Source organism: Mameliella sp. AT18 (genome assembly GCF_028807275.1).
In the GTDB taxonomy this organism is placed as follows: Bacteria; Pseudomonadota; Alphaproteobacteria; order Rhodobacterales; family Rhodobacteraceae; genus Antarctobacter; species Antarctobacter albus.
Genome location: NZ_JARAMO010000081.1, coordinates 1 through 22,724 on the forward strand (window position 1 = coordinate 1; position 22,724 = coordinate 22,724).

The 22,724-nt window shown below is 64.4% G+C and carries 28 protein-coding genes and 2 tRNA genes; 3 read left to right on the forward strand and 27 right to left on the reverse strand.

The features are described from left to right. Positions 1-326 precede the first annotated feature (326 nt). From PVW46_RS11000 to PVW46_RS11030, 7 genes are all read right to left on the reverse strand, one after another. Complete coding sequence (locus PVW46_RS11000) at positions 327-1,478, reverse strand: DNA polymerase III subunit delta' (protein ID WP_069210416.1); 1,152 nt, start codon at positions 1,476-1,478, stop codon at positions 327-329. Next, on the reverse strand, positions 1,475-2,119 hold the full coding sequence (tmk, locus tag PVW46_RS11005; RefSeq protein WP_069210415.1) for a dTMP kinase: 645 nt from the start codon (positions 2,117-2,119) through the stop codon (positions 1,475-1,477). The genes PVW46_RS11000 and tmk overlap by 4 nt, the downstream gene beginning before the upstream one ends. Beyond that, positions 2,116-3,285, reverse strand: coding sequence for a D-alanyl-D-alanine carboxypeptidase family protein (locus PVW46_RS11010; protein WP_052244281.1), 1,170 nt, complete (start codon positions 3,283-3,285; stop codon positions 2,116-2,118). The genes tmk and PVW46_RS11010 overlap by 4 nt, the downstream gene beginning before the upstream one ends. Then, positions 3,282-3,980 (reverse strand): SH3 domain-containing protein, encoded by a 699-nt coding sequence (locus tag PVW46_RS11015; RefSeq protein ID WP_069210414.1) that lies wholly within the window; start codon positions 3,978-3,980, stop codon positions 3,282-3,284. Before PVW46_RS11015 ends, PVW46_RS11010 begins: the two co-directional genes overlap by 4 nt. Before the next feature lie 78 nt (positions 3,981-4,058). Beyond that, positions 4,059-4,388, reverse strand: coding sequence for a hypothetical protein (locus PVW46_RS11020; RefSeq protein ID WP_069210413.1), 330 nt, complete (start codon positions 4,386-4,388; stop codon positions 4,059-4,061). A 2-nt stretch (positions 4,389-4,390) separates the two neighbouring features. Continuing rightward, entirely contained in the window at positions 4,391-4,858 is a 468-nt protein-coding gene (locus tag PVW46_RS11025) for a hypothetical protein (RefSeq protein ID WP_274575932.1), read from the reverse strand. A gap of 57 nt (positions 4,859-4,915) precedes the next feature. After that, positions 4,916-5,842: an SPOR domain-containing protein gene (locus PVW46_RS11030; protein WP_069210411.1), complete on the reverse strand. Its 927-nt coding sequence runs from the start codon at positions 5,840-5,842 to the stop codon at positions 4,916-4,918. A gap of 215 nt (positions 5,843-6,057) precedes the next feature. On the opposite strand from PVW46_RS11030, the gene PVW46_RS11035 reads away from it, so the two are divergent. Together PVW46_RS11035 and PVW46_RS11040 are read left to right on the forward strand one after the other, a co-directional pair. Further along, positions 6,058-6,147, forward strand: a tRNA-Ser gene (locus PVW46_RS11035). A 162-nt stretch (positions 6,148-6,309) separates the two neighbouring features. Continuing rightward, complete coding sequence (locus PVW46_RS11040) at positions 6,310-7,581, forward strand: site-specific integrase (RefSeq protein ID WP_274575933.1); 1,272 nt, start codon at positions 6,310-6,312, stop codon at positions 7,579-7,581. On the opposite strand, the gene PVW46_RS11045 is transcribed toward PVW46_RS11040, so the two are convergent. From PVW46_RS11045 to PVW46_RS11135, 19 genes are all read right to left on the reverse strand, one after another. Next, the gene (locus PVW46_RS11045) at positions 7,563-7,748 is read right to left on the reverse strand and encodes a hypothetical protein (protein ID WP_274575934.1); all 186 of its coding nucleotides are present in this window, start codon (positions 7,746-7,748) and stop codon (positions 7,563-7,565) included. The two genes, PVW46_RS11040 and PVW46_RS11045, sit on opposite strands and share 19 nt — an antisense overlap. 331 nt (positions 7,749-8,079) lie before the next feature. Then, complete coding sequence (locus tag PVW46_RS11050) at positions 8,080-8,532, reverse strand: hypothetical protein (protein ID WP_274575935.1); 453 nt, start codon at positions 8,530-8,532, stop codon at positions 8,080-8,082. A gap of 121 nt (positions 8,533-8,653) precedes the next feature. Next, complete coding sequence (locus PVW46_RS11055) at positions 8,654-9,277, reverse strand: hypothetical protein (RefSeq protein ID WP_274575936.1); 624 nt, start codon at positions 9,275-9,277, stop codon at positions 8,654-8,656. Positions 9,278-9,352: 75 nt separating this feature from the next. Then, positions 9,353-9,823, reverse strand: a complete 471-nt coding sequence (locus tag PVW46_RS11060) for a hypothetical protein (protein ID WP_274575937.1) — start codon at positions 9,821-9,823, stop codon at positions 9,353-9,355. A 490-nt stretch (positions 9,824-10,313) separates the two neighbouring features. Further along, complete coding sequence (locus PVW46_RS11065; protein ID WP_274575938.1) at positions 10,314-10,664, reverse strand: phage tail protein; 351 nt, start codon at positions 10,662-10,664, stop codon at positions 10,314-10,316. A gap of 9 nt (positions 10,665-10,673) precedes the next feature. Next, entirely contained in the window at positions 10,674-13,010 is a 2,337-nt protein-coding gene (locus tag PVW46_RS11070) for a phage tail tape measure protein (protein WP_274575939.1), read from the reverse strand. A gap of 12 nt (positions 13,011-13,022) precedes the next feature. Beyond that, complete coding sequence (locus tag PVW46_RS11075; RefSeq protein WP_274575940.1) at positions 13,023-14,633, reverse strand: terminase large subunit; 1,611 nt, start codon at positions 14,631-14,633, stop codon at positions 13,023-13,025. Continuing rightward, positions 14,633-15,040 (reverse strand): phage terminase small subunit P27 family, encoded by a 408-nt coding sequence (locus PVW46_RS11080; RefSeq protein ID WP_274575942.1) that lies wholly within the window; start codon positions 15,038-15,040, stop codon positions 14,633-14,635. Before PVW46_RS11080 ends, PVW46_RS11075 begins: the two co-directional genes overlap by 1 nt. Positions 15,041-15,052: 12 nt before the next feature. Then, positions 15,053-15,167: transfer RNA gene (locus PVW46_RS11085), tRNA-OTHER, on the reverse strand. 49 nt (positions 15,168-15,216) lie between these two features. Continuing rightward, positions 15,217-15,531 (reverse strand): head-tail adaptor protein, encoded by a 315-nt coding sequence (locus tag PVW46_RS11090; RefSeq protein ID WP_274575944.1) that lies wholly within the window; start codon positions 15,529-15,531, stop codon positions 15,217-15,219. Further along, on the reverse strand, positions 15,528-15,947 hold the full coding sequence (gene gp17, locus PVW46_RS11095) for a tail completion protein gp17 (protein WP_274575946.1): 420 nt from the start codon (positions 15,945-15,947) through the stop codon (positions 15,528-15,530). Before gp17 ends, PVW46_RS11090 begins: the two co-directional genes overlap by 4 nt. Next, positions 15,944-16,360: an HK97-gp10 family putative phage morphogenesis protein gene (locus tag PVW46_RS11100; RefSeq protein WP_274575947.1), complete on the reverse strand. Its 417-nt coding sequence runs from the start codon at positions 16,358-16,360 to the stop codon at positions 15,944-15,946. Before PVW46_RS11100 ends, gp17 begins: the two co-directional genes overlap by 4 nt. After that, a complete protein-coding gene (locus tag PVW46_RS11105; protein ID WP_274575948.1) occupies positions 16,347-16,649 on the reverse strand; it encodes a head-tail connector protein in 303 nt (100 codons plus the stop codon). The genes PVW46_RS11100 and PVW46_RS11105 overlap by 14 nt, the downstream gene beginning before the upstream one ends. Continuing rightward, the gene (locus PVW46_RS11110) at positions 16,646-17,137 is read right to left on the reverse strand and encodes a hypothetical protein (RefSeq protein ID WP_274575949.1); all 492 of its coding nucleotides are present in this window, start codon (positions 17,135-17,137) and stop codon (positions 16,646-16,648) included. The genes PVW46_RS11105 and PVW46_RS11110 overlap by 4 nt, the downstream gene beginning before the upstream one ends. After that, entirely contained in the window at positions 17,134-17,478 is a 345-nt protein-coding gene (locus tag PVW46_RS11115) for an HNH endonuclease signature motif containing protein (RefSeq protein ID WP_274575950.1), read from the reverse strand. Before PVW46_RS11115 ends, PVW46_RS11110 begins: the two co-directional genes overlap by 4 nt. Then, a complete protein-coding gene (locus PVW46_RS11120; protein ID WP_274575951.1) occupies positions 17,478-18,104 on the reverse strand; it encodes a hypothetical protein in 627 nt (208 codons plus the stop codon). Before PVW46_RS11120 ends, PVW46_RS11115 begins: the two co-directional genes overlap by 1 nt. Positions 18,105-18,112: 8 nt before the next feature. Next, on the reverse strand, positions 18,113-19,690 hold the full coding sequence (locus PVW46_RS11125) for a phage major capsid protein (protein ID WP_274575952.1): 1,578 nt from the start codon (positions 19,688-19,690) through the stop codon (positions 18,113-18,115). Further along, positions 19,683-20,009, reverse strand: coding sequence for a gene transfer agent family protein (locus PVW46_RS11130; protein WP_274575953.1), 327 nt, complete (start codon positions 20,007-20,009; stop codon positions 19,683-19,685). Before PVW46_RS11130 ends, PVW46_RS11125 begins: the two co-directional genes overlap by 8 nt. Further along, a complete protein-coding gene (locus PVW46_RS11135) occupies positions 20,006-21,187 on the reverse strand; it encodes a phage portal protein (protein ID WP_274575954.1) in 1,182 nt (393 codons plus the stop codon). The genes PVW46_RS11130 and PVW46_RS11135 overlap by 4 nt, the downstream gene beginning before the upstream one ends. Positions 21,188-21,437: 250 nt before the next feature. Between PVW46_RS11135 and PVW46_RS11140 the strand changes: the two genes are divergently transcribed. Next, positions 21,438-22,085 carry a hypothetical protein gene (locus tag PVW46_RS11140; RefSeq protein ID WP_274575955.1) on the forward strand — a complete coding sequence of 216 codons (648 nt, stop codon included), beginning with the start codon at positions 21,438-21,440 and terminating at the stop codon, positions 22,083-22,085. 27 nt (positions 22,086-22,112) lie between these two features. On the opposite strand, the gene PVW46_RS11145 is transcribed toward PVW46_RS11140, so the two are convergent. Then, positions 22,113-22,361 (reverse strand): site-specific integrase, encoded by a 249-nt coding sequence (locus PVW46_RS11145; RefSeq protein WP_274575956.1) that lies wholly within the window; start codon positions 22,359-22,361, stop codon positions 22,113-22,115. Positions 22,362-22,724: the final 363 nt, after the last annotated feature.

Sequence of the window (22,724 nt, forward strand, 5' to 3'; positions counted from 1 at the left end):
TTGTACAAAACGTACAAAACGTACGCGGAAATCAGCATTTTGTACAAAACGGCCCGGGCGGGGCATTTTCCCGAGCGGCCGCCCCCCGGCAAGGGCTTGCCCGGTCCCCATGCGGGCTTCGTGGGGTCGGGGGAGGCGTGGCGATGCCAAGGGCGGGCGGCAGGCGTGTCTTCATGCTGCCTTGCAGCATGAGCGGAGCTGGCCTCGGGTCGTGGCTGGCCATTTTTCCGGATTTGCGCTGCGACGCAGAAAGAGCGGCTTGAATGTCAGGATAGCTGACGCACTCCGGCCAAAGCGCTTTCGAATTTTGCTGAAAAGCGGGTTGGTCAGGCGGCTTTTTGCAGTTGCAAGAAGAGGTCGGTGACAAGGGCCGCCGGGTCGATGTTGACGGCGCGGGCATGGCGGGCGCGGTCGCCGGCCTCTTGGGCCACGTCGGCCCAGCGGCGGCCTGCCGCCGGATCGCCTGCGAGGCGGCTGAGCACCTCGCCTTCGCCGGGCAGGACCTGTGGCGGCGGGTGGCCGGTGACGCCGGTGCGGGCGAGGCGGGCGGCCAGTTGTCCGGCCAGGGTCAGCAGCAGGTCCAGCCTTTCGTCCTTGCCCTTGCCGGCACAGGACTCGGAAAGCGACAGCAGGCGGGACCGGTCGAGCGCGGGCAGGCTGCCCAGCAAGCCCAGGATCTCGCGGTAGAGCGCCAGCCCGTCGTTGTTCAGAAGCCGCATGGCGGCGCCGACCGATCCCTCGGCCAGCATGGTCAGCGGTTCGACCTGGTCCGGCGGCACCTCGGCCCCGGCCTGCGCCAGTGCCTCTGCCATGTCCTCGGGGCTGAGCGGCGAGAGCCGCAGGGTGCGGCACCGCGAGCGGATCGTCGGCAAGAGCCGCGCGGGCTGGTGACTGAGCAGCAGGAGCGTGGTGCGCGCGGGCGGTTCCTCTAGCATCTTGAGGAGCGCGTTGGCGGCCTGGGTGTTCAATTCATCCGCGCTGTCGACGATGACGACGCGGCGCCCGCCATCGGCGGCGGAGAGGCCGAAGAAGGCGTGCAGCTTGCGGATCTCGTCCACACGGATGTAGTCGGAAAAGCGGCCTTCGCGCAGGGCCTTGTCGCGTTCACTGTCGGCAGATCCCGCGCCGCCCCGGCGCAACAGGAACAGCCCGGGTTCCGAGAGCGCACGCATCCGGTGGGCGACTGGGTGCTCGGGGTCGATGTGCAGCGACAAGGGCGGCGGCGGTGCGCCGAACAACCCGTCATCTTCTCCGGCGGGCGGGGTGGCCAGCAGGAAACGCGCGATTTCCCAGGCCAGCGTCGCCTTGCCCAGCCCGCGCGGGCCGGTCAGCAGCCAGCCGTGATGCAGGCGCCCGGAGTTATGCGCGGTCAGGAAAGCCTGTTCCGCCTCGGCCTGGCCGATCACGCGCGGGGTTTCGCGCGGGTGCGGCGCACCGTCGAGACGGTCGGGTTCGGGCAGGTTTTCGGTGTCGCTCATGATGAGGGGGCCAGTTCCCGGAGCACGGTGGCGTGAACGTCGCGGGCAACGCTGTCCATGTCGCGGTTGCCGTCGATGACGCGAAACCGCGCCGGGGCCTCTGCCGCCAGCGCCAGAAAGCCGTCGCGCATCCGCTGTTGCAGGTCGAGGCCGAAATCCTCGAACCGCTCTTCGTCGGTGGCGCGGGATTTCGCGCGGGCCAGCCCGGCCTCTGCCGGCATGTCGATCAGGAGCGTCAGGTCCGGGTCGATGCCGATCATCAGGTCATGCAGGGCGTCGACCTTGTCACGCAATCCGCCGCGGCCCTGGTACATGCGGGTGCTGTCGGCGAAACGGTCGCAGATCACGGTGCGGCCCGCCTGCAGCGCGGGCAGGATCGCCCGTTCCATGTGGTCGCGCCGGGCGGCGGTGAAAAGCAGAAGCTCTGTTTCCGCAGACCAGCGGTCCGGGTCGCCCTGCAGCACCAGGGCGCGGATCTCTTCTGCTCCCGGGCTGCCGCCAGGTTCGCGGGTCAGCAGCGGATCATGTCCCTCGGCGCGCAGGCTCTCGTACAACTGGCGCGCCTGGGTGGACTTGCCGGAGCCGTCGATGCCTTCGAAGCTGATGAAGAGACCGGGCCAGGGCCGGGGCGGGGTGGTCACATCGCCTCCTCGGCGTCTTCGGCAAAGCGTTTGATGAGCAGCCCGCTGACGGTCATCATCCGGTCGAGAAACCCGCCCGCATCCACCTTGTCGGCGGCAAAGAGCGGCACGCGGGTTTCCGGCAGGCCCTCGGGCTGGATGATGAGCTCGGCCAGTTGCTGGCCCTTGGTGACGGGGGCCTGGATCGGGCCGGTATAGACCACCTCTGCCTTGATGCCGCCGGGGGTCATGGTGGGCAGGAGCAGGCGGACGTCCTTGTCCGAGACGAGGCCGACCTGTTCGGCGGAGCCCATCCAGACCTCGGCCTGGGCGATGGCGGTGCCCTTGGTCACGACGGTCTGTTCGGCGAACTGGCGGAAGGCCCAGTTGACGATGGCCTCGGATTCCTCGGCGCGCGCCCGGGTGCTGTCCAGCCCGGTGATGGCAAAGACGACGCGGCGTTCACCGTTCTTGGCGCTGCCGACGAGGCCGTAGCCGGCCTCTTGCGTGTGGCCGGTCTTGAGCCCGTCGGCGCCGGCGACGAGGCCAAGGAGCGGGTTGCGGTTGTTGACGTTCGAGGGGGCGCGGCCGTCGAACTCGAACTTGCGCTCCGAGAACATCGGGTAGAATTCGGGGAAGTCGCGGATGATGTGCGAGGCCAGCAGGGTGAGGTCGCGCATCGACATGGCATGACCCTGCGCGGGCCAGCCGGAGGCGTTCTTGAAGGTCGAGGAGGTCATGCCCAGCTGCTGGGCGCGCTGGGTCATGAGACGGGCGAAACCGGCCTCGGTGCCGTCGGGGCTGAGCGCCTCGGCCAGGACGACGCAGGCGTCGTTGCCCGAGAGGACGATGATGCCGCGCAAGAGGTCCTCGACCCGGACACGGTCGGTGGTATCGAGGAACATGGTCGAGCCGCCGAAGGACATGGCGTGGCCCGAGACGGGCAGCCGTTCGTCAAGCTTCAGGCGGCCTTCGCGGATCGCCTCGAACGCGATGTAAAGCGTCATCAGCTTGGACATGGAGGCCGGAGGCAGCGCGTCGTCGGCGCGCTTGGTCAACAGAACGGTCCCCGTGGTCTGGTCGATGACAAAGGCCGCCTTGGCGCGGGTGTCGAAGGCGGGGGCCTGGGTGGCAAGCGCCGTCACAAGGGCGGCGGAGGCCAGCAGGCTGCGGGCAAAGATGGTCACGTTCGGGACTCCTGTCCTGTGCTCGATTCAGGCTCTTGCCCCGTTATCGCGTATCGCGGCGGGCGTGTCACGCCGCGCCGTGCCCTGACGGGCGGCTCATCGCCGGGGCAGGCGGCTCTGGGTGAGAGAAACTTCGACGACATCCAGCCTGTGGTGCCCGAGGCGGTACGGACCTTCCACCAGACATCGTTCGACCGGGCGCAAGAGTTCATCGCGGAAATGGTTTCGGCGGTCAGGCGCCCACTGTCGGCCGGGTGGCAGGCCGCCTCGCATTTTTCCGAGAGCAGGGCGGCGCCGTCGAGGCTACGGTCCAGCGGGACAACGACACGATCCCTGCCGACTTCCATTACGCTGGGTTCGCCGAATCCGGGGTTGGCGCGCAAATTGGAGAAGGTCTGCACCCCGACCACGCGGTAGCCCTGGGCGATTGACGCACAGGTGCCTTCGGCGGTGCGACGGTCGGTCACGCCGGGGCGGGGATCGGCAATCGTGTCGAGGTGCGTGCCGACCGGGGTGGCAAGCGCGGGCAGGGCGCTGCCGAAACCGTCGGCCTGTCGTGACAGCTGTGGGGCGAGGACGCGCGCGCTGGGTGGTTGCGGGTCGTCCAATTGGCCGCGATCCGACTGGATGTCGCGAAAGAGCCGCAGAGAGATCCGGTGCGGCGCCTTCCATTCGACACGGCAGGCGTCAATCATCAGCGTGCCCTAGGCGGTTGTGCCGGACAGGTAGACGCAGTTCCGCGCGCCACGTGTGCTGTCTGGCAGGTCCTGTATTCAGTCGCCGACGAAACGGGTGCCGCTGTTGGGGTGCTGGTAGTTTGCCGGTCCGAGGGATGGAAACTCTGCCGTGCAGAGATCGCGGATGCGATCATGGTCGATACGCTCTGGCAGAGGGCCTGTCCCGGTCAGGGTCACACCGAGTTCGCGCGCCCGGTCCGGCGTATCCACGAAATAGAAATCCTGTCCCGAGACAACCAAGACGGAAAGCGCGAAGTCCCGGCTGATCCGCAGGTCGTCCAAGCTGCCGAAGATCTCGGCAGAGGCGCGGATGGCCACGTCGAAGGCCTGTCCGACGACCGTTTCCGAAAACTGTCCGGCGGGCACGTTCAGTTGCGGCGCGTGTAACCCAAGGTCGCGGTGACATGCATCGACCGGCTGCGATTGCGGGTAAGACCGTCCTCGACCCAGAATTGCGTGCCTCCCAGGAAGGCCAAAGCGCAGGCGGAAAGGCAACTGTCCTGAGCGGCGACCTGGGTGCTGATCCCGGTTTCGCCGAGATAGGTGGCGAGGTCGAGGCCTTCGGGAAAGCTGCCGCCGGGGCTGTCGAGACACAGGCGCGTGTGGATCAATGCGCGGTCAAAGACAGTTTGGCCCGGGGGAAGGATGGCGCGCAATCGGTCGGTATCTCCATCCACGATCTGTCCCGAGAGCATCGCGTGACAACACTCGGGGTGGTCGTTCAGTATCGTGATGTCGGCGGCCTGTGTCGGCGCTGCCAGCGTGAGAAAGGCCAGTGAAAGAAGGGGCAGGGGCGCGACGAAGAACGCCGGCATAATGGCTTTGTGCGAATACATGCTGGGATCGGGTTTGGTCGAAACGGGCGGGACTGGTGCATCGTCCCGCCAGAAGGCTCAGTCCGTCACCGCGTAGGCGTCGGTAAAGCCGGTCTTCTTGATCTTGGCCAGCAGCGTGCCGCGTTCGTCGGCGGACATGGCCGGGCCGACGACAACGCGCCAGAAGGTCTTGCCCTTCGAGCTGAAGGTCTTGATCGTCGGCACCATGCCGGCCTGGCGCATCGAGGTGGCCGTGTCCTTGGCGTTTTGCTGAACGCTGAAAATGCCGATCTGGATAAAGGGCTTGTCCAGTTTCGAGGCCTTCGGTGCCGGAGCGGGCGGCTTGGCCGAGGCGACCACGGCGGGTTTCGCGGCGGGCCGTGCCGCCGGATCGGGACGCGCCGGGGGCAGGGGGGCACCGTCGATCGCTGCGGCGGCTCCGTCGATCACCGGGTCAAGCGCACCTTCGCTGACGTCGGGGGCCGCGGGCATGGCTCCGGGCGCCGTGGCCAGCGGGTCGCCCGCGGCGGGATCGGGGTCCGGCGCTTCCTCGCGGCGCAGGGCGACAACGTCGAGGTTGGTCGGCTGCCCGGCCAGGACGCCAAGTGCGGCGGCGGCATCGGAGGAGACCTGCAGGCGGGGGCCGGGTGTTTCGCGTTCCTTGCGGAACAGGGCGCCGATCACGAACTTGCCGTTCTGCTGGTTGCGGATGATGACGCGTTCGGGATCCTTGGCATCGGGATGCGCGACCCAGACGCCACCCAGCGAGGGGCGCCCGTCCCAGAGCCCGGCTTCCTTGGCCTCGAAGACCTCGGGCGCCTCGACATCGCGTGCGGCGCGGGGGCTGTCGGCGGTGCTGGCGCGGGCAACGACATCGCCGTCAGCGTCTTTCGCCTGCAGGAAACCCGGCATCTGCCCATCGGCACAGCCCGAGGCCAGCAGGAGCACGGCCCCCACGGAAGAGAAACGCAGAGTCCTGGAAAGATTGGAAGATTTACCGCTCATGTCTTGCCTCTTGCCCTAGTCGCGCCTCGGGTTGTTTCCCGGGCCCACGCCGGGTTTTCCCGGTCGCGCACTGCCTCAGAGGGGCTCTGACGGCCCCATTCACATGCAAGAATACCCTGTCAAAGCCCACATGGAAAGCCTGCAAAGGGTTTGTACGCGGATTTTCGGAGAGGCGCTTTCAGAATCGGAACGGGCGCACTATCGATGAGCGCCACGGAGGTTTGGCAGAGTGGTCGAATGCGGCGGTCTTGAAAACCGTTGGGCGTGAGAGCGTCCCGTGGGTTCGAATCCCACAGCCTCCGCCACCCAAACATTTTGAGCTCCAATAAGATGTTGAAAACATTAAATTAATTCGGTCATGCCGTCATGACATCTCTCGATCGCGTCATTTTTGCTATACAGTTTGCTATACATTTTGTGCTACAGACGTGCTGCGCGGCGGGGTGCCGCGCTGATCCAGGTGCTCCATGACAATCAAGAAACGCGGCAAGACGCTCTCCCTCTACAGGCGGGTGCCAGCGCGATATGCGTCCATCGAACCCCGCAAGTTTGTTTGGGTCTCTCTGCATACAGACAGTCAAACCACGGCTGAGACGAAGTATCCGGTCGTGTGGACGCAAATGCTTGAGGCATGGGAGGCAAAGCTCGCGGGTGACGCAGGTTGTGCCGAAGCGCAATTCGAGGCCGCGCGCAAACTGGCTCAGATGCGGGGCTTCCGATACATGCACGCCGAAGCCGTGGCTAAGCTGCCGGTTGAGGATCTTCTCGAACGTGTCGAGGCCGTGGACAAGCACAAGGGCCAAGCCAGGGCGATTGAGGCGTCGGCGGTGCTCGGTGGCGTCAAAGAGCCGGGGATCACAGTAACGCGGGCGCTCGAACTCTACTGGACACTTGCGCGCGAGAAGACACTCGGGAAATCAGAGGATCAGCTGCGGCGGTGGCGTAACCCGCTGATTAAGGCGGTGAAGAACTTCGTCGCGGTGGTTGGCGACAAACCGATCGACCAGATCACGCGCGACGACATGCTCGACTTTCGCGACTACTGGCTCGAGCGTATCGAGACGGAAGGTCTGAGTGCAAACTCTGGCAACAAGGATTTGATCCACCTTGGAGGGGTGCTGAAAACCGTGAACCAGATGAAGCGCCTGGGCATCGCCTTGCCGCTTGGCGGTCTGTCCTTCAAGGAGGTCGATGCCAAGCCGCGCCCGCCGTTCTCAGCGGCGTGGATACGCGAGCGGCTGCTTGCGCCGGGCGCGCTCGACGGCCTGAACGATGAGGCGCGGGCGATCGTGCTGGTGATGGTGAACACCGGGTGCAGACCGTCCGAGGTCGCGGGCTTGATCAGCGATCAGATCAAGCTCTCAGCCAACGTCCCGCACATCAGGATTGAGGCCGTGGGGCGCCAGCTCAAGAGCGCGAACGCTCGCCGGGTGGTTACACTTGCGGGCGTGTCTCTCGAGGCTCTGAGGGCCTTCCCAGATGGCTTCCCGCGCTACCGCGCGAACAGCGCGGGCTTATCGGCGACGGTCAACAAATACCTGCGCGGCAACGGGCTGCTCGAGACTGAGGAGCATTCGCTCTACTCCCTGCGGCATGGCTTCGAGGATCGCATGTTGCGGGCTGGTGTCGATGAGCGCATTCGCCGGGATGTGATGGGCCATGCGCTCGACCGGGTGCGCTACGGGGCAGGGGCGTCGCTTGAGCACCTGCACGAGGTTCTTCAGCCAGTGGCTCTCTGACGGGCTGCAACGGCACGGGCGCGCTCGATGGCGCTCTCGCTGCTCTGCGCGGCCAATAGCTCGGCTTCTAGGCGCTCAAAGATCGGCAGATACACCGGGTCGATCAGCACCAGCTCCGCGACGGACTGGTGAGCTGAGCGCAGGCGATCCAGCAGTGTCTTTGCCATGATGCAAGCCGTTGGTTGGTTGACTTGCTCCGGTTATTGCGGGGCAGCGGTCGGCTTGCATACGATTTTGCCTGCCCGGTGAAAAAAATCTGCCAGGGTCAGGTTCGACACGTCAGAGGCTCACTCCGCGACAGGAGCCGCCCTAGTGAGCCGGGGCGTTGTAGAAGCCTCAAGGACAGAAACGGCCCAGGCGGGCCATGTCGCGCGTCCTGGGCCATGTCGCGCGTCCTGGGCCGTGTCGGGGATAGGTTGCGCCCTGGGCCAGGGCTGACTTGCCCAGGGCGCTGTGCCGTCGCGGGAATGCCCCTACGCGCGACGGTGTTCGGTTGTTTTAGTCGGCAGTCTCATACTTGGCGGATGCGCTCTGTAGCATCGCCACCGTCGCCGGGGACAGCCGATCCAAGTTCAAGGTCACAGTTTGCATTAGCAAGCGTCCCGCATAGTGATCGGTAAAGCATCTGCGGATCGTCTCACTGGACTCAGACGACAAGCCGCAGGCGTTACAGGTGTCGCTGACCAATTTCAGCAGGATGGCGAGGCGCTCGGCGTGAACACTATGCCGATCAGTGGCCTCGAAACTTGCGAGATGGAACAGGGTTTCCGCAATCAACTCATCAATCGAGGTTTCAGTGTCGCCGTCCTCGAGTACGTCCTCGGGCCAGACGTTGGCGTATTCGCCGACAAGTTCGATGATGCGAGTCCTCGGATCGTGTGCCTCATGTGCGGCGGCGAGGGCGTCAATCATCGCGGAGTAGGTCTCGTTGGGGAGGTAGCGGGCGGGCATTTTCGTTCGTTCCGATTTCTGTTTCTGCGATGCTGAATCATATGCTCGATCAGCTACACCAAGCAAGCGGAAAAGTTTGGTAAGATATTGTTACTAAACAATAAAATAAGTCACGGGTGACTTAATCACTCACTTTCGCCTTCTCGGCTGCGCGCTTGGCGCGCATCCGCTCGGTGTTCTTGCGCTTGCGCTCTGTGGCCTGCTCCGGGGTCTCGGCGGCGCGCTTGGCGGCTTTGCGCTGTGCGTCGGCGGCGCGCTTACGGGCCTTGCGATTTGCCTCACGTTCCGCCGGGGTGTCGCCCTGTATGTGCATGTAGGGACGGACTTCGCGCCCTTCGGTCTCCGCGATCACCTTGGCGTACTCGGCGCGCTGGCGGACCTTCTGCTCCTCATATTCGACCGGGTCGCGCTCTGCCCGCCAGCGACGGCTATTCCGTGCAGCACGAAGGCGCTCGTTCTCGGCGCTGATCTTGGCGATCGCGGCCTGTAGCAACAGGGACTGCTCTTCCGGCGTGAGCTTGGGCTTGGGCGTTTCCTCGGCGGTGGTGAGAGCAGAGAGAGGGGCTTCGTTGATGCCGTCGAGGATCTCGGCGACCTCCTGGGCGTCAAGGCCAAGGTCGGCGATCGGTTCAATGGGGAAACTCAGCTCTGCGTGCTCCTCGGAACCAGCCGGGCCGGAAGCAACAAAACTTTCTACAAACTGGACGTTTTCCGCTGCATCTTCACGGTCGTTCGTGCTACACATAAGTTGTTGCTTTCTTAGAGGGTTAGCGGCGTTTTGAAGGCCGGGAGGGTGGTAGCTCCCGGCCTTCTGCTTTTCTCAGGCGTCGGTGCTGCGCGGTGCCGACTTAGCGGTGCTTTCCAGAAGTCCCGCTAGATCGCGAGCCAGATCGTGCGTGAACAGTACCGGTTCGGACTTGGCGGGGACGGAGATCGCGACGTTGAGACCACGGCCTTCGACGATGAAATTCCAGTCGTATGAGTGCGTGGGGATACGCGCGCCGACCGGGGAGTCGATATAGGTACAGATCGCCTTGGCCAGCTCGAGGGTGCCTTCGACACTCAGGCCAGAAGCGGGGCGATCTTCGAAGAAGATCTGCACGCCCTCGGGGATGCGGTTCACCAGCACACCCGGAACTTCCTCTTTCAGATCGAAGGCTCTGCGGGCGATGTTCAGCAGCGCGCCGATCATCTCGTTATAACTTGCGCTGTGACCATTGGGGATGTGCTCACGCAGCTCGTCGAGCTGGCTGGCGCGGGCGGAGGAGATCTTGATGATCTTCGGTGACATGGTTGGTGTTCCTGCGGTTGTGACTTCTGGTGGTATTAATTCAGATGATGGCAAAGGTTTACCACTAGATCGCGTCGTCTACAAGGTGTCTTGTGAGAGGGTGCGCAAGAATCTTTCGTGTCGGACCTGCGAGTGATCGGACCAGGACCGGACAGAGACTCAGAGAGGCCGAAAAACGGGCCGTAGAAGCGCATCTCGGGGAGCGCGGCGGACCTGTTAGCCGGAGGGTCGTCAGGCGCGTCCTGTGTCCGTTCTCCGGGCCTTGGCGGAAAGGCTGTAGTTGGGGCCGAAGAGGGGCGTCGCGTGGTTGGGTGCCGGGCGTCGCCGTCTTCGGATCCGGGAACCCATGTGATTGCCTGGGACGCGCCGTCTTCAGATCCGGGAGGGTTCAGAGGTGTGTGTGTCGGCTTTTTCTTGGTACGTTAGACAAATTTAGAAGTAGTGCATAACAAGCAAGAAAAAGCCGACACACATCCCGTCCCGGATCTGATCAGCTCACCAGGCAAAAGCTCTGCCGGAGCTTCGCGGTGAAGGTGTGCGGCGCCGTGGTCATCGCGGACCACTCCCGGCACGTCCACTTCAGCGGGGTCGCGAAGCCGTAGGGTTGGTAGAGGAACGGCTCGTAACCTCCCCGGCTGGCGAAAAAGTCGTCCAGCTCGGCAAGCACGTCCGGCGTGCAGGCATCCCATCGAAGGGTAATGACGCGCCGGATGTGGTTCAGTCCAGCTGGTGCAGCCAGAGAATAACCGTCGCCGAAGTCAGCCTCGAGAATGTTCAGTTCCTGCGCGTGCAGGGCGCCCGGTGAGGGCGCCAGGCTCGGCGTGAAGGTCGCGATAGGCATGATTGGTCCTCAACCCCGATTTAGTATCGCGCCCGGACGCATAGCTCTCTGGATCTCGGTCACGACGACACCGCGCATCGACTGTTCCATCTCGCGCGCCATGCGTTTGGCGAGGTCGGTGTTCTGGTCGGGCGTGCCTGCGGAGCCATTCACGGTCACAGGGGCGTTGATCGACACAGAAGGCGCCGCAAGACGCGCGGAGAGGCGCCCAGGAGACGCAGAGAGGGCAGGGGTGCTACCCACATAGCCGCCGGAGCTGTAGCCGCGCTGTGCAGCGCTGTGGAGGGCTTCGAGGTTCTGCACGCCGATCGCCTCGGTGGCCTGCTTCGACATGACGAACTCGCCACGGTGGACGATGCCCGCCGGTTCGTATTTGCCGCCGGGTCCGGTCCAGCCGCCATCGGCAAAGCCCAACAGGCTGAACAGGCCGTCGAAGATTCCGCCGCCGGTCGCGCCGCCCAGGATCGACCGGAACAGGCGGCTTGCGGCCAGCTTCGCCAGCTCGGCAAGTACCTGTTGCAGGGCGCCTTTCCAGCTCATGGTGCCGGTGATCAGACCGACAAACGCATCCTCGGCGGTCGCGGTCAGCCGCTCGCGTGCCGCCTGGGTCTCCTCGAGCTTGTCGCGGGTCTGGTCGGCGGCATCAGCGGCAGCACGGTGCGCGGCGACCAGGGCGTCGATCTCGGCGCGCAGGGCGGGGCCATCCTGGGCGCCGGACCTGAGTGCCTTGGCGAGCAAGTCGGCTTTCATCGCGGCGTCGTCGATCGCCGCAGAGAGATCGCCGCCAGCAGCGGCCACGGCCAGAAGCGCCGCCGCTTCGAGGTCCAGCTCCTGCACCAGCTCGCGGATCTTCTGGACCTCGCGCTCATATTCGGATGCGCGGTCAGAGCCGCCGCCGGGGCTGGTCGGATCGGGGTCAGGCACGCCGAACGAATGGTTGACGCTGGGCAGCTGGGGCCGGAGTGATTTGGTCGGCGCCAGGGCGCTAGGCCGGATCGTGACGGCGGGCCTACGTCCATTCTGCGGGCCGGTGGGCAGGGTCTCGATCGGTCCTTCACCAGGCAGGGCAGAGCCAAGCGTCGCGGCCTTGCCGATCGCGTCAGAAAGGGCTTTCGAGATGCCGCCGATCGCGCTGATCACGTTGGCAAAGCGCACGCCGTCGATCGCGGCCAACTCCTCTGCCACGTCCTCGGCCTCGGCAGTCAGCTCGATCATCCGGTCGGCGAACTCCTCGGCGCTGATCTCGCCCTTCTGGAAGGCCAGCACCTCGCGGCCAATGTCAGACAGTACACCGGCCAGCTCATGCGCCTCGGCAACGTCCGCGTGATCCATCAAGCGGATGCCGTCAGGGCCGGTTGCGGCGTTGATCGCCCGAAACAATCCGTCATAAGTGGCGATCAGCGCATCCACGTTGTCGCGCTGTTCCTCGAGCACAGCAGGGGCGTCTTTCAGCGCGTCGTAGCTCTCCTGTCCCAGCATCGAGATCGCGCGCTCTGCAGAGCCGAAAATCTCATCTATGTCGATCGTCAGGGCTTCCTGAAGGGCGCCCGCGACGTTCACGACGACGCTCTTGCCCAGGGTGGCGACGCGGGCCTTGATCTCCTCGAACTTGCGGTTGACGGCCTCGGCGCGCTCAAGAACCTCGTCATCCAGCACAAGGCCCAGCTCCTCGGCGCGGTTGGCGGTGGCGCGCAGGTTGGCCTCACCACGGCCCAGGAGCTGCACAAACTGCTCGCCGCCGGTGCCGCCGAAAATCTCGTCGGCGATGCGGATGCGCGCGGCATCGTCCATATCTTCGAGGCGCCCGACGATCTCGAGGAACAGCTCGGACGGGTCTTTGAGCTTCCGTTTCAGCTCCTGGGCGCTGTAGCCCAGACGCCGGAACGCCTCGGCGCCGGAGCCGTTGCCGGTCAGGATAAACTCGTCGGCGCGCAAGCTCAGCTCTTTCAGGCCATCGGTCAGGGCATCGACGCCGACGCGGTTTTGCGTGGCGACATATTCGAGGCGCTGGAAACTTTCGAAGTCCACACCGGCGCGCTTTGCCATGTCGCCGGTCTCGGCGATGGACTTCGCCACCTTGTCGAGCGTGGCGACGGCACCAGCACCGGCGGCGGCGATGACACCAATGGCCGGACCAGCGCGGCTTGCCAGCCGGGAAAAGGAGGCCGCGATCTTGTCGGCGCCGGAGCCAAAGCTCGTGCCCATCCGATCGGCGGACTGGCGAGCGCGGCGTTCCATCTGGTCAGAGGCGCGGCTCTGCGCGCGGTTGGCTCGGGCGAGGGCTTTCTCGAGTTTGTCGATCCGGGCTTCGACATCGACGACAAGGCCGGGGAGTGCGGATTGCATGAGTGATGATCCTTAGAAAACGAAGATGCCGGCGGTCTCGGCGTTGTTATAGGTGCTGTGCTGTGACTCGGCGGCGCAGGCGCGTGAGACGGCCATCGCGGCGGCAATGGCGCCGTCGATTCGGTCGGTCTTGCGGCCCTTGTGCATCCTGATCAGGCCGGAGTCGGAGCGGCTGGCGACCACGTTGGCGAAGTGATTGCGCAAGACCGGCTGCCCATCATGGCGGAGCATCTGGCCTGCGACGGTGCGCTCGAGATCGCCTGCGCAAATGGCCATGTTGATCACGGATTGCCTAAGCTCGATCACCGGTAGGCCATCGTCGAGGAGGTTCTGCATCGTCCGGCGCGCAAGGTGCGGGTCGAAGGCGACCTCTTGCACGTCGAAGGTGGCACACAGCTCGGTGATCTGAGTCTCGATCGCGCCAGGATCGACGATCGGCCCAGGCGTCGCGATGATGTGGCCTGCATCGCGCCATGTCTCATAGGGTACGCCGTCGCGGTCGGCACGGGCCTTCAGTTCCTCGCCAGGGACATAGAGCCAGGGCTTGACGGTGATCCGGTCATCCTCGTGCCGCCAGGCCGCGACGATCGCGGTCAGGTCGCCGTTCAAGCTCATATCGACGCCGATCCAGCAGGGCAGCTCCTCGAGGTCGGTCTCGTCGATCTCGACGGCGAGCTTGTCGTAGGTATCGAGGTCGAACAGCGGGCTACGGCTGTTCGCCTGCCAGAGGTTCAGGTTGAATTGCTGGAAGGCATAGCGGTCGCTGGGCCGGTGCTCTGCTTCGCGGGCCAGGGTGCGCAGGCCCTCGATCGAGGGGAAACCATGCTCGAGGCCGGGGTTGCACTTGTGCCAGGTGGCCTCGTCGAGCCAGTCATCCTCGGGATCGGCGGCGAAGATGATCGGCAGGAACGCGGGGTTGTCGATCTCGCCCAGGGCCACGCGGCGGGCATAGTCGTACATATCGGCGGCAACGCCATCGGTGCCGCGGCCCGCGGTCGTGGCGATCACGGTCAGGCTGTCCGGTGTCTTGGCGGCGCCGGAGCGCAGGGCTTCCCAGAGGTCGCGGCCCCGCCATGCGTGCAGCTCATCCACCAGGGTGAAGGCCGGGGTCTTGCCGTGCTGGGCACCGCCATCGCTCGAGATCGCCTGTAGGGTCACATCCTGCGCCTTGAAGACGATCTTCTTCGCGGCGTTGTGGGCGTCGTAGATGCGGGTCGCGGCCTCGAGGCGCTTGTCCTGCCGGATGATGTTTGCGGCCTCGCGGAAGCCGATGCCAGCCTGCTCACGATCGACGGCGGCAAAGATCACCTGGCCAGCCGGGACACGCTCGGGGCCGATAGTGTGCAGCAGCGCCAGGGCAGCAGCGAGCGAGGTCTTGCGGTTGCCCCGTGGCAACATGAGCCAAACGGTCTGCACGATCCTGCGCCCATCGGCGTGCCTGGGGCCATAGATGCGCCGGACGATGCGCTCCTGCCAGGGATAGAGCTGGAACGCGCGCCCAGGTGCATCGCTCTGCGGATGCCGCAGGCGGCGCAGGAACTCGACCGCCCTTTCGCCATAGCCCAGCGGGTCGGGGATCTCCGAACCGTCATAGATCCAGCCGGGATAAGTCGAGGCAGTCATTACCGCACCGCAAGCGGGTTGTCGGTGTCGTCGTCGGGATCGGCCTGGGCGCTCATGCCGCTGCGGGACCGGGCGACGGGTGTCAGGCCCAGCTCGGACGCGGCGCGCAGGGCGACGGTCTGCGCCGTGGTCATGATGCCTGCGGCGGGATTGCGCTTGCCGTTCTCAAGCACAAGGCCTTCGGTCTGCAAGTGCTTCGATGCCTCGCGCACCAGGCCGATCGCGCTGCAGTAGCTCTCGAGAATGCCCAGGTCGCCGATCGTCAGGATACAACGCTCGACCAGGATCGGCGCGACGCGGCGCCATTCGGTCTTGGCGTCGCGTGACAGATGCGCGGGCGCGGTCGGCACCTTCATGACCGGAGAGCTGTCGGCGATCAGCCTGGTCGGTTTCAGGCCCTTGGTCATAAAACTAGACCTTGGTGCGCCGTGCGAGACTCGAACTCGCATGCCTTATTAGGGCAGGACATTGGAAAACGACCTAATTGAAAGTCGCTTTGGCAATGCCCCGTGTCTACCATTCCACCAACGGCGCACTGTATATTAGTCGCGTGAAGAATGTTTTTTGTCAACTCTGTAATCCTCTATTTGCTATTTGCGCGCAGCTCGAGGGCACGGCGGCGACCCAGCTCGACGATCTCCTCGAGGTCAAAGGTCTCGCCTTCGCAGGTGATCCGGTCGGCGGTGGTCAGGCCGGAGATCCAGCGGATGCGGAAGATCACCGCACCATGCTCACCCTCGAGCGTGCCGGTCAGGAACTCCTCGCTGGTCTTGCGGATGACTTCGGCGCGCACGGTGGCGATCGGTGCCCACGTCTCAGAGACGGCGCCGGACGCGGTGACGGTCTCGGTCAGTCGCTCGAGCGTGATAAGGTGATCAAGTTTGCCTGCGCGGATCATACCGGCCACCTCACAACGGCCTCGAGCTGCATGACGCCGTGGGTCAAAGAGCGTTCCGGTGCGGGGTCGCGCATCCAGGTGATCGAGGGTTTCACATAGTCGTCGATCGCGATCTCGGTCGTGGTCGGTGCGTCGAACAGCACCAGCGCCACGGCGGCGCCGATTGCCTGGGCCAGGTCTGCGCCGCCATCAGGCGCCCAGATGTGGAGATCGAGATAGACACGGGCGACAAACTGCGAGCCGGGTGCGTGGCCCAGGAACACAGTCTGCTCGCCGGTCAGGGCGATGCTGGGCGTGTCGTCGGGGCGCGTCCATCCGGCGCGGATCTGGTTGGCCGGGACCAGGGCAGTCACGGCAGCGGCGCCGATCAGCGCGGTGCGCACGGCGGTGCGGAAGGCGAGGGCGGGTTCGATCACTTGCGGCCCGCCTTCTTGATCGCGGCGCTGATCGCGCGGGCGATGCGGCGCTCAATCCTGGGCTTGGCGATGCGCCAGCCGGGGCGCATGAAGGGCTGCGGCGCGTGCTGGGCGGCGCCGAACTCCTGCAAATGGCCGTGGCGCACATCAGGGTTGCCGACGGTGATCAGTGCCTGACTGTCGGTCGCGGTGCGCTTGCCGCCGCCGGATGCATAGGCCGGGGTCGTCTCGCCGGGGCCGGTGACGGTGATCGAGTCTTTCAGATAGCCCTCATCGACCGGGACCAGGGCGCGCATGTTCGCGGCGGCCTCCTCGGCGCTTTTCACCAGGGCAGGGCGCAGGGCGTCGAGAATGTCCTGCGGGATCGCCTCGAGGCGCAGGCTCAGGCGTTTGCTATCGTCACGCAGCGACATGGCCGGTCACCTCGTCGCGGTAGGGGCGCAGCAGCTCGACCACGCCGAAGGGGATCGGGGCGCCGGAGCCGCCATAGGCAACGGCCTCGCGGTTCTCGTACCAGTGGGCGGCGAGCTGCAGCACAGCCTCGGTTACGGGCGCCGGGACAGGATCGGCCAGGGCGGCGCCGATGAAGGACGCGGCCCAGGTCTCTGCGGCGTCGAGCTTGTGCAGGAGAAGCGCGTCGTCGAGGTCGTGATCGAGGTTGAGCTGAGCTTTCAGCAGGGTGATTGAGGTGAGTGCCATCATGCGGCCTTTCCAGAAAATCCTATTTCGGAGCGATCTTGTGCGGTGGTCCCCCCGCCGGTCCCCTGAGAGCGGGCAAAGTCGGAGACCACCCCGCCCGGCATGGTGTCCACGTTGCTCACCGTTGGCTTGCGCCGTCCGCTGCGTCGCACATAGCTCTTTCTGCGTTTCGGGTTGCGGGTCAGCTCCTCGGCGTCGGGTGCTTCACTGATCTGGCGGATGACATGCGACCGGACAGCATCAGGGTTGAGGCCCAAGAAGATGCAAATCTCGTCAAGGTCTTCATTCCGCCGCGTGAAGTAGGCGCGGGCCTGTTCGACCATAAACACGCGGGTATCAAAGTTGCCGTCGCTCGCCTTTACGCCGCGTACAGCGTCGTCGATCGCCTGAAGCAAGACAGCGGCCCAGAGGTTGCGCTCCTGTTTCAGGGCAATGCAGAGACCGCCGGTGCGGAAGGGGTCGGAGTGCATGGGCGCGATGCTCAAGGTCATGTGCTGCGCTCCTGCCGCTGCTTGTGGCTGTTGTGGTGGTGGGCGCAGAGCGGCTGCCAGTTGCCCTTGTCCCAGAACAGGGTGTGGTCGCCACGGTGCGGTATGATGTGATCGACCACGGTCGCGCGTGCGGTGCAGCCGGGGTGCGCACATTGCGCGTGCTGGCACAGGAAAAGGGCGCGGGCTGCTTCCCACTGCCGGGTGTAACCACGGGCGCGGGCGTTGGGCCGGGTGGTGTCATGGCGCTTGTTGCGGGCGCGGGTGGCCGTGATCTTGCACGGGCAGGTGATGCCGTGCGGGACGATCTTGCCACAGCTGCACAGGTGGGGCGGGCGCGGCATCAGAGACCACCTTCGATGCGTGATTTCAGGGCGCGCAGGCCCGCGCGGTCGAACTCGGGGTCGAGTCCTTCCGCGACATTGGCTTCACGCTGGGCCGGGGAGATCGTGGTCTCACCGGCCTGCGTGTCTTCGGCGCTGCCGTGGATTGCCTTCAGCATGGCGAGGTGTTCCTCGTATGCGTCGGCGATCTCGGTCGGCGTGGCGTTCCAGGTTGCCTCGGGTGTCCAGAGCAACCAGCCGGTCGCGGCCTTGTAGAGCCGCGAATAGACCTCGGCCCAGGTGATCGGCGTGGCTGATTGTTCCGGCTTGGAACGCGGGCGATCGTCTTGGGGTGCTGCCGGGATAAAGCCGGAGCAAAGGGCCAAAAGCGGGCCGGTGAAGGCCCTTGCGACCTCGCCCAGGGGTGCCTGGGCGACGGCCTTCATCAGGGCGTCAGCGGCGCCCCTATCGGTCGTTGCGGTCATGATGATCTTCTGCACGGTGGAGAGCCGGAACTCGCCCAGGTGCTTGAACAGGGTGTCGAGGCCGAACTCAGCCTCGAGGGTGGTCGCCGCGCGCAAAGAGGGCCGGAGCCGCAAGGTGGTGTCACCATGCGACAGGGCGATTTCCTCATATGCGCGCGGCATGGTCATGATCAGGCCGCGACCTTCAGCTTCACGAAGCGGTCGGGGTGGGTCAGGTCAGCACCGACACGCTTGCGGGCGTGAATGCGCACCTGCCCTTTCGAGGCCAGAGAGAACGGGTCGCGCAGGGTCGAGAGGCCCAGGCGATCGACGATCCGGTAGCCGGAGAGGTCGCCGAAGATGATCGGGAAGGCGTCGGCGGCCACGTTGGGCATATCCACCGCTTCGACGATCGGACGGCCCAGCAGGGTCGAGGGTGCACCGGCAGAGATCGGATCGACCACCAGGTACCGGCCCATCGAGTCCTTCCAGGTGCGGATGGTCGAGAGCGTCAACCGGTTCATGATCCACACGCCATTGCTGGCGTAGGTCTGCGGGATCGCGTGGTACATCTTGATCAGGGCATCGGCGGGCGCAGTGGCGTGGAAGTCGTCGGCGACGCCGGTGTTGATCTCAGCGAGGCCGGTGGCAGCCATGATGCCGGTCGGCTGGTTGGTGCCGGTGCCGTTGACGAAGGCGGCGCCCTCGGTCTTGCCGAAGCTCTCGGCGAAGTCGCTGATCAGCTCGCCCTCGAGGTTATAGGCGTTGTCCTCGAGGAGCGCATTGGACACATCGACGTAGGTCGCCAGCTCGTGCGGCGCGATGCGCAGCTGTTCATAGGTCGGGCTGGATGCGGTGCGGTCTGCGGTCTCGGTGGTCCAGACTGCGCCGGTGCCGGTGACGCGGCGCGGATAGACGATCTCGGATGCGGAGATGTTGATCACGCGGGCGTAGCGGCGGATCGGCGAGAACTCGACCAGGGCTTTCAGCATCTCCGCGCCGAACTCCTCGGGCGCCAGGTAGCCGCCAGATGCATCGGTCGAGACCGACAGCGCCTTGACCTCATCTGCGGTCATGCGCTCGACGCCGCGCCGGACGAAGGTCTCGAACGCCTTGCGCTCGCCGGTCGCAACTGCGGGGCCGGAGATCACGACGCCGGGGCGTGCGGTCTTGGCTTCGATCGCGTCCAGGCGGGCGCGCATCTGGTCGAATGCCTTGAAGTCGAAGCCCGGCGCGTCATTGGCCGGGGTTGTCGAGGCCGGGGTTGCGGCCTGGGTCTTTTCGGGGTCCATGATTTCTCCAATGGTGGACGGTGCCGCGTCATCTTCGGCGGATTTTGCAGAGGTGATGCGCGCCGCCGGATGACACGGAACGGCGACGATGGAGACCTCGAGGAGGTCCAGCGCGGTGATCGTGCGACCACGGGTGCGCGGGTTGGCGGCTTTCGTGTGAAAGCCAATGCTGAGGCCGGTCGCGGCCTTCTCGAGGATCATGGCGCGGACCTCTCGGGCACGGGCCACATCCTCAACCAGGAGCCTGCCCTTGACGGTCAAGCCCTCGGCGGTTTCTTCGATCTCGTCCCAGACGCCGATCACCTGGGCCTGATCGTGCGACCAGAGCATCGGCAGGGGCATGGGCGTGCCGGTGAAGGCGCCTTTCTCGATTACGTCGCCGACGCGATCGGGCGTGTTGAAGGGCCAGGCCAGGCCGGTGACATGGCCGGTCTCGGTCACGGTGATCGCGGCCTTCAGCTCGAGGCGGTCAGACATGGGCGGGGTTCTCCTGGGCCTCGGCGCCGTTCCAGCGGGCATCGAGGAGATCGAGGGCGAGGGGATAGGTCTCGGCCAAGGGCCGGTTGCGGGCGTAGGTCTCGACCAGCTGCGCGGCCTTCTGCGGGGTCATGCCGCCGCCGATCAGGCCAAGCCGGATTGTCTCGGTGAGGTCTTCGAGATCGAACTGCATCGTCACGGCGCGGCGATAGAGTACGCCGATACCGACGCCGGTCAGGCGTTCCAGCTCGAGGATCATCGGATCGGTGAGGGCGCAGGGGTACTCGGCGTCGCCGAAGAACTTGGTGACGGTGATCATGCTGCGCCGCTCGTGGTGTAGGGGTTGGCGAGGGTGTCGCCTTCGGCGTTGGCCGGGAGATTAAGACCGGCGCGGACCTCGTTGGCCGTCATCACACCCATGCTCCGGTACTGGCCGTAGGCGGTCGCACGGGCAGCGGTGTCGGTCTCGAGGAGTGCATCGACCAGGAACTCGATCCGAAGATCGGTGCGCTCATCCGGGGCCAGGAGCACGCGGCTATAGGCGGCTTCCCAGGCGCGGAGCCAGGGCGCGAGCGTCATCTGCAGGAACTGCCGGTTGAGTTGTTCCAGGTTTGACCAGGTGGCACGGCCCAGCTCGCCGATCATCGGGGCCGGGATGCGGAAGGCGCGGGCAATCTCGCGGATCTGCTCGACGCGGTTCTCGGCGAACTGCGCGTCGGCGAGCGTGGTCGACAGGGCCTGATAGGCCATGCCCTCGTCGAGGATCGCGGTGCCGCCTGCCTTCGCGCCGGCGTGGGTGTTGAACCAGCTTCCGGCGATCTTCTTCTTCGCCTCAACGTCGAGGATCTTCGGCGAGGTGATCAGGCCGGAGGGTCTGCCGCCGTTCTTGAACAGGGCGCCGATGTGCTGCTCGAAGGCGACGGCGAGTCCGATCGCCTCGCGGGCCATCGTCAGGGGCGCGATGCCGCCGAACGGGGCCAGGTGCAGGACTTCAGTAAACGGATACTTAGTCTTCCCGGCAGCGGTCTCGACGATGTAGGCCGGGGCGCCGTCCTGCTCGGTCACGATCGTCACGCGCGAGGGGTCGAGCCGGTGCAGCTCGGCCGGGCGGCCGTCGCTGTAGCGCGTGACCAGGGCGAAGCCGCCGGTGTCGCGGGTCAGGGCGTCGAGGGTGAGCTGTGTGCGGAGTTGGCCAGCAGAGGTCCACGGGTTTGCCTCGTCATGAATGAGCCGGAAGGCCGGGTGGGTGCGGTCGGTCTGCTTGGTCTCGGCGTTGCGCAGCTTGACCGGCAGGGTGCCGACCGTCTCGGAGATCAGCGCCATCGCGCAGGCTACGGCGGGCACGCGCATCGCCTGGGCGGCGTTCACGCTGATGCCGGACGCCGTGGGCACGGCGCCCAGGAGACCGAAGGCCTCGAGGTCAGTCAGGCTGACGGCCTTCTCGTCGAGGGTCTGGGTGAGGCCAAGGGCCTTGCCGATATTGGCGAGGAGTTTCATGCAAGTAACTCTAGGTGGTGTTATGATATAACATAACATTAATTCGAGCGGCGCATAGATCTAAGTTGCTGAATATGGGAGGGTTTGTGACATTTTTTTTGATTGGGCTACGCTCAAGGCGCCGCCACCGCAAAACACTGAAAATGTGCTCGGGCGAAGTTTAACGTGCTAAGCAAGACCTGACGTTGGCGTTGATTTATCCTACATTCAAGGGCGCCGTTTTGGTAGAATCCTTCGGAGGTTTGAGTGAATGTCTATGGACCCAAAGACACTTTCGGAGCTTTCCGATACTTATGTAAAGTATCTTGAGGAGTTGGTTGATCGAATTTGGGTTATCGTTTGGATCACTCAGGAAATGAAAAAGGGTGAGCCGATCAATCAGTATTTGTATGTCGATATGGAATTGTGCGCTTTGCAGCTTCGGAAGTCTCTCGAAGTTGTCGGATATATGTGTCTTCTTGCGCACCGCCCTGAGATTGGGAAGTTTAATTCGAAGCTAAAGAAGATTTATAAACCAAACGAGATTTTCAAGCAGTTGCGATCAAAAAACACAAGCTACTTCCCCGTAGCCACAGTTGTGAAGGAAGATGGAGAAAATAAGGAGTTTGTCGAAGTGGGGCTTACCAATACCGGTATCCCACTATCCGAGAAAGACTACCTAAAAGCATACGCGAAATTCTGCGGCCCGCGTATGCACGCAAATAGCGAGTTTAAGTATCGCTCCCAAAGCGAAATCGAAGATGCTATCGATTATGCCAGGTCAACAGCTCTGGGCTTATTGTCATTGATTGGCCTTCACAAGATCAACGTCGGTCAGAAATATATTCTTCATGCCGGCATTAATGATCGCAATTCAGGCAAGCCGTTTGCGCAAGTGTTTTCACGAGTAGGTCCATAGCATGATGCTGAAGAAATCTACCAGCGGTCAGAGGTGACCAATCGACAAGCTGGGGTATTTGATCGCGTTGATCAATGTCACCCGGTGATCGAGCATCCCCTGGGGCAGATTGCCATACCTGCCGGTCATGCTGGCCTCGGCGTGGCCCAGGATGAAGCCGAACTCCTTGTCGAGGTAGCCAGCGCGCCGGAGCGCGTCGGCAACACCGTGCCGGAAGCTGTAGAGCGACAGGCCGCGGCCCTCTTTCAAGCCCAGGTTCACAGATTCGGTAAGCAAAGAAAGACCCCTCGCCTAGTAGGGCGAAGCATCGAGACGGGCGCCTGGGACTTGAAGCGGTGAAGCTCCACTGCTTGGATTTGCTATACAAATTGCTATACATAGTGCTATACGGGTATCTCTGTAAGTTGCTGAAAATACGACGTTTAATCGGCATATAATAGTTGCGTGACGGACACAGCCTCCGCCACCCACACATTTTTCCTGATGGCAGGAAACAGCGTACAGTGATCGAAAGCCCTGCAAACGCGGGGCTTTTTCTTTGTCCGGGGTTTCTCTGGATTTCATTCGTTTGCGTCTGTATGCTTCCCTTGCGTGGTATGAATGGTGGTACGATGGCGGCGCTGGGCGGCAAGCTGACAA